Source organism: Paracoccus marcusii, assembly GCF_006151785.1.
Classification (GTDB): Bacteria; Pseudomonadota; Alphaproteobacteria; order Rhodobacterales; family Rhodobacteraceae; genus Paracoccus; species Paracoccus marcusii.
This window is the reverse complement of record NZ_VDDD01000003.1, coordinates 40824-52907: the sequence shown is the minus strand read 5'-3', so window position 1 is coordinate 52907 and position 12084 is coordinate 40824. Positions and strand designations below refer to the sequence as shown.

Annotated in this window: 14 protein-coding genes; 4 read left to right on the top strand and 10 right to left on the bottom strand. The window is 67.0% G+C overall.

The annotated features are described in order from the left end of the window. Nucleotides 1-14 precede the first annotated feature (14 nt). Nucleotides 15-1001 carry a glycosyltransferase gene (locus FHD68_RS01235; protein ID WP_139085048.1) on the top strand — a complete coding sequence of 329 codons (987 nt, stop codon included), beginning with the start codon at nt 15-17 and terminating at the stop codon, nt 999-1001. On the opposite strand, the gene FHD68_RS01230 is transcribed toward FHD68_RS01235, so the two are convergent. The 6 genes from FHD68_RS01230 to FHD68_RS01205 are packed head-to-tail and all read right to left on the bottom strand — an operon-like array spanning nt 998 to nt 5942. Continuing rightward, nucleotides 998-1588, bottom strand: coding sequence for a hypothetical protein (locus tag FHD68_RS01230; protein WP_045981878.1), 591 nt, complete (start codon nt 1586-1588; stop codon nt 998-1000). The two genes, FHD68_RS01235 and FHD68_RS01230, sit on opposite strands and share 4 nt — an antisense overlap. After that, complete coding sequence (locus FHD68_RS01225) at nt 1585-2409, bottom strand: ABC transporter permease (protein WP_045981879.1); 825 nt, start codon at nt 2407-2409, stop codon at nt 1585-1587. The genes FHD68_RS01230 and FHD68_RS01225 overlap by 4 nt, the downstream gene beginning before the upstream one ends. Continuing rightward, a complete protein-coding gene (locus FHD68_RS01220) occupies nt 2406-3128 on the bottom strand; it encodes an ABC transporter ATP-binding protein (protein ID WP_045981880.1) in 723 nt (240 codons plus the stop codon). Before FHD68_RS01220 ends, FHD68_RS01225 begins: the two co-directional genes overlap by 4 nt. A gap of 6 nt (nt 3129-3134) precedes the next feature. Beyond that, entirely contained in the window at nt 3135-3752 is a 618-nt protein-coding gene (locus FHD68_RS01215) for a cupredoxin domain-containing protein (RefSeq protein WP_239441292.1), read from the bottom strand. Nucleotides 3753-3789: 37 nt separating this feature from the next. Next, complete coding sequence (locus tag FHD68_RS01210; protein ID WP_045981881.1) at nt 3790-4761, bottom strand: YVTN family beta-propeller repeat protein; 972 nt, start codon at nt 4759-4761, stop codon at nt 3790-3792. Between the two features lie 8 nt (nt 4762-4769). Beyond that, entirely contained in the window at nt 4770-5942 is a 1173-nt protein-coding gene (locus FHD68_RS01205; protein ID WP_045981882.1) for an ABC transporter substrate-binding protein, read from the bottom strand. Nucleotides 5943-6117: 175 nt separating this feature from the next. Here FHD68_RS01205 and FHD68_RS01200 point away from each other — a divergent pair, with 175 nt between their 5' ends. Genes FHD68_RS01200 through FHD68_RS01190 form a run of 3 tightly spaced genes read left to right on the top strand, consistent with a single transcriptional unit; the run spans nt 6118 to nt 8108 of the window. Beyond that, complete coding sequence (locus tag FHD68_RS01200; protein ID WP_045981883.1) at nt 6118-6624, top strand: DUF3280 domain-containing protein; 507 nt, start codon at nt 6118-6120, stop codon at nt 6622-6624. Continuing rightward, entirely contained in the window at nt 6621-7178 is a 558-nt protein-coding gene (locus tag FHD68_RS01195; RefSeq protein WP_045981884.1) for an SRPBCC family protein, read from the top strand. Before FHD68_RS01200 ends, FHD68_RS01195 begins: the two co-directional genes overlap by 4 nt. Next, complete coding sequence (locus tag FHD68_RS01190) at nt 7179-8108, top strand: YncE family protein (protein ID WP_139085045.1); 930 nt, start codon at nt 7179-7181, stop codon at nt 8106-8108. It begins immediately after the preceding gene. Here the strand turns inward: FHD68_RS01190 and FHD68_RS01185 are convergent. The 4 genes from FHD68_RS01185 to FHD68_RS01170 all read right to left on the bottom strand — a co-directional run bounded on the left by FHD68_RS01185 (nt 8083) and on the right by FHD68_RS01170 (nt 12022). Further along, nucleotides 8083-8613 (bottom strand): PQQ-dependent catabolism-associated CXXCW motif protein, encoded by a 531-nt coding sequence (locus FHD68_RS01185; RefSeq protein ID WP_046000539.1) that lies wholly within the window; start codon nt 8611-8613, stop codon nt 8083-8085. The genes FHD68_RS01190 and FHD68_RS01185 overlap by 26 nt on opposite strands. Next, entirely contained in the window at nt 8610-9431 is an 822-nt protein-coding gene (locus FHD68_RS01180; protein WP_164871375.1) for a quinoprotein dehydrogenase-associated putative ABC transporter substrate-binding protein, read from the bottom strand. Before FHD68_RS01180 ends, FHD68_RS01185 begins: the two co-directional genes overlap by 4 nt. After that, on the bottom strand, nt 9428-10090 hold the full coding sequence (locus tag FHD68_RS01175) for a c-type cytochrome, methanol metabolism-related (protein ID WP_045981887.1): 663 nt from the start codon (nt 10088-10090) through the stop codon (nt 9428-9430). The genes FHD68_RS01180 and FHD68_RS01175 overlap by 4 nt, the downstream gene beginning before the upstream one ends. 129 nt (nt 10091-10219) lie before the next feature. After that, complete coding sequence (locus FHD68_RS01170) at nt 10220-12022, bottom strand: methanol/ethanol family PQQ-dependent dehydrogenase (RefSeq protein ID WP_127897541.1); 1803 nt, start codon at nt 12020-12022, stop codon at nt 10220-10222. Nucleotides 12023-12084 lie beyond the last annotated feature (62 nt).

The window sequence follows — 12084 nt, the reverse complement described above, 5'->3', positions numbered from 1 at the left end:
ATGATCGGCACGCCATGGCCCATACCCGACCCTCGATCGCCGCCGTGGTGGTCACGCACAACCGGCTGGACAAGCTGACCGTCACGGTCGCGCGCCTGCTGGACCAGCCGGTCGATCACGTGATCGTGGTCGACAATGCCTCGACCGATGGGACCGCCGATTGGCTTTCGGCGCTGAACGACCCGCGCCTGCGCGTCCATCGCAGCGCCACGAACCAAGGCGGGGCGGGCGGGTTTTCCGTCGGCATGCAGCTTGCGCGAGACGAGGCGCAGGCCGACTGGACCTTGGTCACGGACGATGACGGTCGCCCCGCGCCCGGCGCCATCGACGCCTTCCGGGCAATGGATCTGTCGGAATGGGACGCGATCGGCGCCGCGGTGCATCACCCCGACGGCCGCATCTGCGAGATGAACCGCCCCTATCGCAACCCGTTCTGGAATCCGGGGGCCTTCCTGCGCACCCTGGCGCGGATGCCACTGGGCCGCGGCCGTGCCGGGTTCCATCTGGGCGACGGTGATTACCGGACCGGGTCACCGGTCTTGCCGGTGGACATGAGCAGCTTCGTCGGCCTGTTCCTGTCGCGCGCGGCGCTGCAGCGGGCCGGGCTACCCGACCCGCGCCTGTTCATCTATGGCGACGACCAGCTGTACACGCTGCAGATGCGCCGTGCCGGACTGCGCATCGGGTTCGCGCCGCAGGTGCGGTTCGATCACGACACCACGGCCCTGCAGGCGCAGGGCGGTGTCGTGCTGCGCCCGATGTGGAAGGTATTCTACATGTATCGCAATGCGCTGATGGCCTATCGGGTAGCGGCGGGACCGTGGTTCTGGCCGCTGGTCCCGGTGCTGCTGTGCAAGTGGCGGCGCAAGGCCGCGGATTACGGACCGGACGCCGCCCTGTTCCGGACCATCCTGGATCAGGCAGTGCGCGACGGGCTGGCTGGACGGCTGGACCGCAGCCATGACGACATCCTGCGACTGTCGCGCAGCGACGCGCCCTAGTCCAGCTGGCCGGCGATGGCGCGGCCCAGCGTGAAGATGCGCTGTTCCAGGATCACCGGCGTCTCGCACACATAGGTCAGCGACTGCTGGCGTTCGGTGAAGATACGCTGATCCCAGTCCAGGGCCTTTTCCTCGGCGTCGATGGCGTCGAAATCGGGGGCCTCGGCGGCCTCCATTTCGGCCATGCGGGCGCGGCGTTCCTCGATCCGTTCTGACAGGTCCACCTGCGACCGGCCATAGCGCGCGATGCCCGCGATCAGCGCGCTGCGGTCGCTGTCGATCCGGTCGAAGATCGCCTGCATCAGTGCGACCAGATGCGTGTCTGGGGCCTCGGCTCCGAATTCGGCGATCTCCGTCTCGGCCTCCTCGATCGGCAGGCGGCGCTGTTCCAGGCGTTCGGCCAGGCGGGCGATGTCGGGATCGCGGGCAAGGGCCAGCGTCTCGTCGTCCGGGATGGGGCCGGTCCAGACCTGGCCCATCGACAGATGCGGCTGCTTGCGCTGGATGCAGGGCCAGTCGGGATCGGTCCCCGCCGCGCCGAAGGCGGGACCGGCCAGCAGCGCCAGGGCCAGGGTGATGCGGATCATGCGGGACCTCCTTTCCGCCGGGCCCACAGGCCCTTTTGCGGATCATACATGAAGACCGCCGCGCCGAAGAACCCCGCCAAACATCCTAGGACCACCGCCAGGGCGGTCCAGTTCACCTGCATGTACAGCGCAAACCGGATCAGCTCGACCGCGTGGGTGAAGGGATTGACGGCGCAGATGTCGTGCAACAGCGGGCTGCTTTCGCGCATGCGCCACAGCGGGTACAGCGCGGACGAGGCAAAGAACATCGGGAAGATCACGAAGTTCATGACACCCGCGAAATTCTCCAGCTGGCGGATCGCGCTGGACAGGAACAGACCCATCGCGCCCAGCATCAGCCCCGACAGGATCAGCGCCGGGATCACGGTGACATAGCCCCAGACGGGCGGGCGGATGCCCCACCAATACGCGATGGCCAGGAAGGTGAAGACCTGGATGATCGACACGATCACCCCCGCGATCAGCTTGGATCCCAGCAGGTACCAACGCGGAAACGGGCTGACCAGCAGCGTGCGCATGGCCCCGGTCTCTCGGTCGTAGACCATCGACAACGACGACTGCATGCCGTTGAACAGCTGGATCATCGCGACCAGGCCGGGGGTCACGTAGACCTCGTACAGGACATAGGTCTGATAGGGCGGCGTGATCGACAGACCCAGCACGGCGCGGAACCCGGCGGCAAAGATGAACAGCCAGACCAGCGGGCGCACCAGTGCCGCCAAGAACCGCCCGCGCTGGTTGACGAAGCGCAGCGTCTCGCGGCGCGCGATGCCCAGAAAGGCGGTCAGCCAGCCGCGGGGGCGGTCGGTGGGTGCGGTCATGGCGCGACTCCGGTCAGGTCCAGGAAGGCCCGCGTCAGCCCGTGCGGCCCGGCGATGTCGGCGGCGCGACCCTGCCGCAGCACCCGGCCGCGATGCAGGATCACCAGGTCGTCGGCGGGGTCGATCTCGTCCATGATATGGGTGGCCCACAGGGCGGACACGCCATCGCGGGCGATCAGGCGGCGGGTCAGGGCCAGCACCTCGGCCCGCGACTTCACGTCCAGGCCCACCGTCGCCTCGTCCAGCAGCAGCAGGTCGGGGCTGTGGATCAGGGCGCGCGCGATCTCGGCCCGGCGCGACTGGCCGCCGGACAGGGCGGTGACGCGGGTGTCGGCCTTGTCGGCCAGATCGACCTGGCCCAGCACCTGGTCGATGCGTGGCCGCGCCAGCCTGCCGGGTATCCCGTGCAGGCTGGCGTGATAGATCAGGTTCTGGCGGATCGTCAGGTCGGCATCCATCGCGCGGCTTTGAAAGACCACGCCCAGACGGGCCAGCGCCTGCGACGGTTCGCGCCGCAGGTCGTGGCCCGCCACGCGGATCATCCCCGACCGGTTGTTGTAGAGCCGCGTCACAAGCGAGAACAGCGTGGTCTTGCCCGCGCCATTCACCCCCAGAAGGGCGGTGAATCCGCCGCGCGGCACCGTCAGCGACACATCGTCCAGTGCCTGCACGGCACCGAAATTGTGGCTGACATGGTCGATCTGCAACGCGGCGGTCAATGAACCCTACTGGATGTTGAAGACGGCTTGCAGACTGTCGCCCGAAGAACCCGGCACTGACAAGGTGTATCGACCGGGCAGCACCGCGACAAAGCTGAGGACCGCCGTGCCGTCGGCATCGAATTCGATGCTGTGCACGCCCATCGGCCGGATCTCGGTGTCGCCGATGACGATCTCGTTGATCCAGATCGCGCGGAAGAAGTCGCCGCCCGACAGGGCCAGCTCCTGGCTGCCGTCGGCCACGATGTTGATGCGATAGTAACCGCCCGACTTGATCGTGTATTCGCCGCCCGCGACGGGCTGGCCGGATGCCAGCGTCAGGGGCGCCAGGTCGGTGCGGTTCTCTCGCGCCAGAAGGCCAGAAAAGCCGTAATCGAACATGCCGGTCGCGTCATAGGTCCCCTCGGACGGGGCCTCTTCCTCCTCCTCGTCGTCATCATCCTCGTCCGCCTCGACGGCCTCGCCCGATTGGGTGCCCGCCTCGGCGGGTTCGCCCACAACGGCATCGCCGCCGGGTGCCTGCTCAGCAGAGGCGTCGGGGACCGCGGCATCCTGGGCGGTAGCGGGCACCGCCAGGATCAGGGCCAAGGCGGCACCGGACATCAGTTTCGTCAGCGTGGTCATGGAATCTCTCCTCCTCAGGATATGCAGGGATGCCGGATCAGTCCGGGGCGACGACGACACCCCAGGGCTGCTGCCCCACGGGAACCGAGCGGACGACCTCGTTGGCGGCCACGTCGATGATCGACACGTCGTTGGAATTGCCGTTGGTGGTATAGAGGTATTTCTCGTCCGGGCTGAAGGCCAGCTGCCAGACCCGCTGCCCGACCAGCAGGTAATCGGTCACCTCGTCGGTGGCAGCGTCGATCACGGCGACCCGGTTGGCCGGCCCCAGGGCCACGAACAGCTTGGACCCGTCGGACGTCACACGCGCGCCGACCGGCTGGATCGCCTCCGGCAGGACGCCGGGGATGTCGAAACTGATCTTCTTGGTGATCGTCTGCGTGGCCGGGTCGATCACGCTGACCGTGCCGCCGATCTCGGACGTCACGTACAGCTTGGTTCCGTCGGCCGTGTACTGGGCAAAGCGCGGGCGGCTGTCGACCAGCACGTTGGCGGTGATCTGGAACGTCTCGGTGTCGATGAAATGCGCCATGTTCGTCGTTTCCGACGTGTTGATCACGACCTTGCCATCGGGGCTGACGCCCATGCCCTCGGGCTCGACGCCGACCGGCACCTCGGCCAGCATCTGGTGGGTCTTGGTGTCGACCACGGTGACGATGTTGTCGTCCTCGTTGGCGATGAACAGCGGGTTGCCCGACGGGTGCAGCACGAACAGTTCCGGGTCGGGACCGGACGGCAGGGTGTGCATCTCCTCCATCGTCTCGGGGTTGAAGACGCGCACCAGGTTGTCGTCCGACGCGCAGACATACAGCTCGGTCCCGTCGGGGCTGATGGTGATGCCGCGGGGGCGGTTGCCCACGGGATAGGTCCCGATGACCTCGAACGTCTCTCCGTCCAGGACGGTGACGTCGTTGCTGCGTTCGTTGGTGACGAAGACGCGGTTCGCCAGGGCGGGTCCGGCGGCAAGCATCAGCGCAAGCCCGGTGGTGGCACTCAGAAGATGTCGCATGCGGCCTCTCAGAATTGGCATTGGGTTTCGGGGCGGTCGACGCCCAGCGTGTCCAGCTGGCTGGTCTGATGCAGGTACTGGTCCTGCGGGCTGACCGAGGTGGTCAGCACGCCGGTGGTCAGCAGGATGGGTTGGCGCACCTGGTGGTCCCAGTCGCGCACCGTCAGGGCCTGGCCCTTGAATCCCGCGACGTCAAAATCGGGGGACAGGATGAACTCCTTCAGCGCGGCGGGGTCGCCGGAATTGGTGCGGGTCGCCGCCTCTCCGACGATGCGCAGCGACAGCCAGGTCTGGTAATCCTCCTCGCGGATCGGGCGGGCGGCCAGCTTCTCGAAGCGGTTCTGGAACTGGGTGCCGCCCCAGGCCTCCATCGCCGGGTGCCAGCTGCGCGGCACCAGCCCGGCGGATCCCGCCACCGGGCGCGCGTCCCAGGTCAGATAGGGCAGATAGGCGGCGAAGACGTCCGCCTCGTCCGCGGCGATGACCACGTCATGGTCCGCGGCGCGCTGCGTAAAGACGGGCATCTGCGCCTGGACCTGCACGTGACCGCTGTCGGTGCGGCGCGCGCCGCCGGTATCGGTGTATTCACGCTCCTCGACGATCTGGGCGCCGAACTTGGCGGCGCTGGTGCGCCAGGCCTGGGCCAGGGCCTGGTCCTCGGGATGGCTGCCGTGGATCAGGAACCAGCGGGGCCAGTTCTTCCACATCAGGAACTGCGTCATGGCGTCGGTCAGCATCGCGCGGCTTGGCGCGACGTGGATCGTGTTGAACCGGCAATCGGTCCCGCGCAGGTTGTCGCCGCGCGCCATCGCATTGAAGACCATCGCCCGGTCCCCCGCCTGATCGGCCAGGGCCAGGGTCGTCGCGTCATCGGCCAGAAGCACGATGAACTGCACCCCCTCGTCCAGCAGGCGTGCCATCTCGGCCTCGGCGGTCTCGGGGGTGGCAGCCACCTCCTCGGCCTCGAAGTCCTGGCCCATGAAGCGGCCGGTGGTGTCGTTGTCCTCGATCGCCAGGCGCGCGCCCGCAAAACCCAGATCGGCGGGCATCAGGTCCAGCCGCGAGATCGGCGGCAGGCCAGGGTCGTCGACCCGCAGCACGGCCGTGCGGATCTGCACCGGGTCCGGGGTCTGGGCCGCGACGGGCTGGGCCAGTGCCACGGCACCAGCCAAAAGTCCCATGATTCCTTTGAACATTTCGTCTCTCCCTGCAGGCATGGTGGGGGGTGATCCGGGATGCGGCAAGCCGGTTATTGTTCCCGTTTCGTCCGGGAACTTTTCCCTCAACCCAAAGTCGGGGGCGGCTGCACCTTTTGTCTTAATGGACGCCTGCCCGACCCCGGCGCATGGTCGGGGAATGACCCGTTTCGGCCTGATATCGACCTTGCTGCTGGCCCCCATGGCCGCCCTTGCCCAGCCGGCACCGCCCCCGGGGACCGCGACCTGGTTCGGCCTGCATTACATCGACACCTCGACCGAGGGCGCCATCAACGGCGTCCGCGCGGACGAGACCGCGCGCATCGCCATGGTCGAGGATTTCATCGCCGAAGACCTGACCAGACGCGGCTTTGCCCTGACCCCGCCCCCGGCCGAGGCGGTGGCGGGCATCCTGAACCCGGTCCGGTCGAACGGCGCCGATACCAGGATCGCCCGCGGGATGGGATCGGACTATGCCATCGCCGGAGAGGTGCAGAAGGTCTCCAACCTGATCCAGTCGGTCAATCTGACCCTGCGCGATGCCGAAACCGGAGAGACCGTGCGCGCCGGATCGGTCGAGATCCGCGGCAACACCGATGACGCGTTTCGGCGCGGCTACAGCTATCTGCTGAGAAATGTGATCTTTCGGGAGGAACGGAAGGAATGAGGACGACGACAGTTCTGGCGGGCGCGCTTGGTGCGGTGCTGGCCCTGACGGGGATGGCGGGGGCGCATGGCCCGTCGCGCCTGAAGACGGAAAAGACCGTGACGCTGGATGCCACCCCCGCCGAGGTATGGGAGGTGATCGGCCGCTTCGACGACATGAGCTGGCATCCGGTGGTTGCCTCGACCGCGATGACGCCCGAGGGCGCGGCAGCGGACGTTCCCGACGAATCGACCCGCGTGCTGACACTGAACGGCGATGGGGCGCCCACCATCACCGAACAGCTGATGGCCATCGACAACGACAAGATGATGTACAAGTACATGATTACCGAGGTCGACACGGCGGTCCTGCCGGTGACCAACTACTCCTCGACGCTGCAGGTCAGCGACAAGGACGGCAAGGCCGAGGTCCTGTGGAAGGGCGGCTTCTATCGCGGTTTCCCGAACAACGAACCCCCGGCCGAACTGAACGACGATGCCGCCATCGCAGCGGTCGACGGCGTCTATCAGGCCGGGCTGGACGCCCTGGCGGAACGCTTTGGCCGCGTCGAATAGGTGCGGGGCGCGTTCTTGGCGCTGCTGCTGACAGGGTCCCCGGTCTTGGCCGGGGATCTTGCGTTCGTGACCTCGCAGAACGCCGATGCGTTGTCGGTGATCGACCTGGGGACGGGCGCGATCATTGCGACGGCCGACATTCCCGATGCCCCTGCGCCTGTGGCCTATGACCCGCAGGCCGGATGCGTGTATGTCATTGCCGCCGACAGCGGACGCCTGCACGTGCTGGACGAAGACGCCCGACCGCTGGCCCATCGGGACCTGGGCGCCGGGGCCTTCGGATTGGCCGCGGCGGGCGATGGCGGGGTCTTCGTCACCGACTGGTACGGTGCGCGGCTGACCCGGCTGGATGCCGACCTGCAGCCGGTCTGGAGCGCGCCCACCGGCGACGCGCCGGCAGGCGTGGCGACCGACGGTATGGGCCTGGTGGCGACGGCCGATCGTGATTCGGATCAGGTCAGCATATTCGACGCCGGAACCGGGGCGCTGCTGCATCGCGTGGCGACGGCCGGGGCGCATCCCTTCGGCGTGACCTTCCATGACGGACAGCTGTTTTCGGCCGATGTACAAGGGGATGTGGTGTCGGTCATCGATCCTGTCGCGGGGCTGCTGACGGGCCAGGTGCCAACCGGCAGCCATCCCTATGCCGTCGCCTTTGCCGGGGGGCGGGGTTTCGTCACCGATCAGTATGACGGCACCGTCACCGTGTTCGACGCGGCCACGCTGGACCCGGTGGCGACCGTCACCGTGGGCGATTATCCCGAAGGAATCGCGACCCTGCCCGACGGCAGCGGCGTCGCCGTCGCGAACTGGGATTCGGACACGCTTACGATTCTGGACGCCAAGACGCTGGTGGTGACGCACAGCATCGACATGCCATCAGGTCCCCGCGCCTTCGGCAGCTTTACGGGGCGACAGGCTCCACGGTGACCAGCGGCTGGCCGGCCTGTTCCCAGGCATCCGTACCGCCGGGGAACCAGATCACCGGGTCAAAGCCCCATTCGACCGCCCGCCGCGCGGCGTTCCAGCTCATCCAGCAGTCGGACCGGCAGAAGATCACCACGGGGCGATCGGGATCGCCGGCCTTGGCGCGGGTCAGGCCGTCGCGCAGGCGCGCCTCCTCGGCAGGGGACAGGGCTTCGTACCCGGTGTCCCACAACCATTCGGCGCCGGGAATCGAGCGGTGGGGCGGCTCGTTCCAGATCGTCCCTTCTGGAAGGCCCGCGGGCTTGGCCTTGGGCCGCGGCAGCACGTCCAGAAACGCCGCCTGCCCCTGCAGGGCGATGGCCTGACCCACATCGATGACCTGCGCCCCGGCCAGCGTCGCAGGAACCGGAGAGCGATAGGGTTCGCCGTGATAGGTGTCGGGCTCGGGCACGGTTTCGGCCCGCGCCGCGGGTGCCAGCAGCAGCGCCAGCACCAGCAGCCGGATCACGGCAGCACTTCCTTGCCATAGTCGTCGACCAGCGGCACTCCGGCATCGTGCAGGATCTGGTTGATGCCGTCCTGATTGCGACGGATCAAGCTGTTCAGCTCGCGCTTCCATTCCTGCTCCTCGGGGCGCACGCCCATGGTGATGCGGAAGAACAGGCGCGGCGACGCCTCCTCGTGCAGCAGGGGCGTGAACTGCAGGTCGGGGTCGTCCTTGACGCGCGGTCCGGCCAACGGGCCCCACAGCACGGCGGCGCCCGTCGCACCGCTGCGGACATCCTCCAGCAGATCGCCCATCGGATCCTCGACCCGGCGGTCAACGAACAGGTCCGCGCCGCGCATGTTGGGCGCCAGACCCGCCCGCGCCAGATGCGTGGCAGGCGGCGTTCCAGCCACGACGCCGATGCCGACCTCCTTCAGCGCCGGGTCGCTGAGGCGGTCAACCTTGGCCAGCGGACCGTCCTTGCGCGTCACGATGCCATAGACCGAGGTGTAGTAGTGGTTGGTGTTCTGGACCAGTTCGTCCCCCTGGGCATAGCCGATCACCACGTCGCAGTTGCCCTCCCGCAGGGTGCGTTGCACGAACCCCATGCCCGACGGGAACCAGAAATAGGTCACCGGCAGTCCAAGCTGCTGGCCGAAGAACTCGGCCAGCTTGTTCTCGAACCCACTACCGTCGCGGCTGGACATCGGCGCGTTCGCGGGGTCGGCGCAGACCCGGAACTGGGTGGTGGAGCGCAGGTCCGCCACCTGTGCCGCAGCCGGGGTGGACAGCACCCCCGCCGCCAGCACCAGCGCAGCAAGGCGTCCAAGGGCCGTCAACTGGACATGCAGGAATCTTCCTGCGCGGTATAGTCTTCGGACTTGTCGGCGCGTTCCGCCGGACGACCGCGACCGATCTCGCCGGTACCATGCGCCACCAGATAGACGTAGATGTCGTCGATATAGCACCAGACGTTCTTGTTGGTGCCAAAGGCGGGCATGACCGAGTTCGTGCCCTGCCGGCCTGACGCCACGACCTGCATGAAGTCGTAATAATCCATGCGCAGCACAGATTCCTTCAGCGCGGGGGCATAGGTCGACCCCTCACCGTCGGGACCGTGGCAGACATGGCATTCCGCGTGATAGCGGCGGAAACCATTGAAGGTAGCGAAATCGACGACGCCATCCTCGACCTTGAAGGTCGGAATGCCCTCGTCATTGCGCCAGCGGCCGTCCAGCTCCTCGACCGGGGTCATGTCCTGGCCGTTGGGCAGGACATGGGCGCCTGCCGCTGCGGTCTCGGTCCCTTCGGCGGCTGCGTCGGCTGCAGGTTCGGCGGCTGCGGCATCGGCGGGGGCCTCTGCCGCGGCATCACCCGACACGGCGGCGGCCGCACCAGCGCCCGCATCCGCCGGGGGCGTCGTTTCGGTCTGCGCCCAGGCCATGCCGGCCAAGGACGCGCCCAGGACCAGCGCCGTGAGGCTGGTGATGGCTTTCATGTCGGAAGTCCTCCCAAAGTCGTCTGTCTCCTCAGACGGTTCCGCCCCAGTCTAATGCTGGGGCGGCGCCGTCATAGGTCACGCTTGCGTATGCGGAACGAAAGTATGAGACGCCCCGCGGCCGGCAGATCAGTCCGGCAGTTCGAACACGGTCAGCTGACCGCCCAGTTCGGTATAGTCGCTGAGAGCCGCATAGCCGCCCACGGCACCCAGACCGTCATTGGGGTTGGTCAGACCGGCCGCCAGACCGATGCCGGCCCATCCGCCGACACCCGACAGAACCGCGATATACTGCTTGCCGTTGTTCTCGTAGGTCATGGTGTTGCCGATGATGCCCGACGGCGTCTTGAAGCTGTAGAGCTCCTCGCCCGTCTCGGCGTCGACAGCCTTCAGGTAACCTTCCAGCGTGCCGTAGAAGACCACGTCGCCCGCGGTCGCCAGGGCGCCCGACCAGACCGAGAACTGCTCCGGCAGCGACCACTTGATCTCGCCCGCGACGGCGTCCCAAGCGATGAAGTTGCCCATGCCGCCATGGCTTTCGGGGGCCGGATACATCGACAGCGTCGCGCCGACATAGGGCTGACCCGCGGTATAGGCGACGCGGAAGGGTTCATAGTCCATGCAGACGTGGTTGGTCGGCACATAGAACAGGCCGGTCTTCGGCGAATAGGACGCCGGCTGCTGGTCCTTGGAGCCCAGCGCCGCCGGGCAGACGCCGGTGGTGTTGGTGTCCTCGCCGTTCTGGGCGGTCGAGTATTCCGACACGACCAGCGGACGGCCGTAGGTCTCGGAGTCCTTGTTCATGTCGACTTCGGTCGCCCAGTTGACGGCCGGGTCGAACTTTTCGGCCACCAGCAGTTCGCCCGTCTCGCGGTCCAGCGTGTAGCCGAATCCGTTGCGGTCGAAGTTCACCAGCAGCTTGCGCATCTGGCCGTCGATTTCCTTGTCGACCAGGATGTTCTCGTTCACGCCGTCATAGTCCCATTCGTCATGGGGCGTCTTCTGGTAGAACCATTTGGCCATGCCGGTATCGGCGTCGCGGGCCATGATGGTCATGGACCAGCGGTTGTCGCCGGGACGCTGCGACGGGTTCCAGGTCGACGGGTTGCCGGTGCCGTAATAGATCAGGTTCAGGTCCGGGTCATAGGAATACCAGCCCCAGGTCGAACCGCCGCCGATCTTCCACTGATCGCCTTCCCAGCTGTTCAGCGAGCTGTCGGCACCGATGGGCTTGCCCAGGTGCATGGTGGTTTCCGGATCGACCAGCATCTCCTCGTCGGGGCCGGTCGAATAGGCCTTCCAGACCTCGGACCCGTCGGCCAGGCTGTAGGCGGTGACGCGGCCGCGCACGCCGTATTCGCCGCCCGACACGCCCACGATCACCTTGTCGCCCACGGGCAGCACGGTCGCGGTGTTCGTCTCGCCGATGGCCGGATCGCCGGTCTTGACCGACCACTTGACCTCGCCGGTCTTGGCGTCAAGCGCCACCAGCGTCGTGTCGGCCTGGTGCGACAGGATCAGTCCGTCTGCATAGGCCGGACCGCGATAGACGGTGTCGCAGCACATGACCGCGATGACCTCGGGGTCCTGCTGGGGCGTATAGCGCCACAGGATCTTGCCATTGTCGTTCAGGTCCAGCGCGAAGATGTTGTTCGGAAAGGGCGTGTGGACATACATCACGTTGTCCACGACCAGCGGTCCGCCCTCGTGTCCGCGCAGCACGCCGGTCGAGAAGGTCCAGGCGACGCGCAGATCGCCGACGTTCTCACGGGTGATCTGGTCCAGTTCGGAATACCGGGTGTTGGCATAGTCGCCGGTCTGGATGGCCCATTGTCCGGCCTCGGCGGTCTCGGTCAGGACGCTTTCATTCGCGTAAGCCGATGCGCCGGTCAAAAGCAGCGCGACAGCCGCGCTGTTCAAGAGATGTTTCATCGAGTGCTCCTCCGCTCCCTGGATAAGCGCCGCGGATTTCCTCCCCCCGCGGCATTCCATGT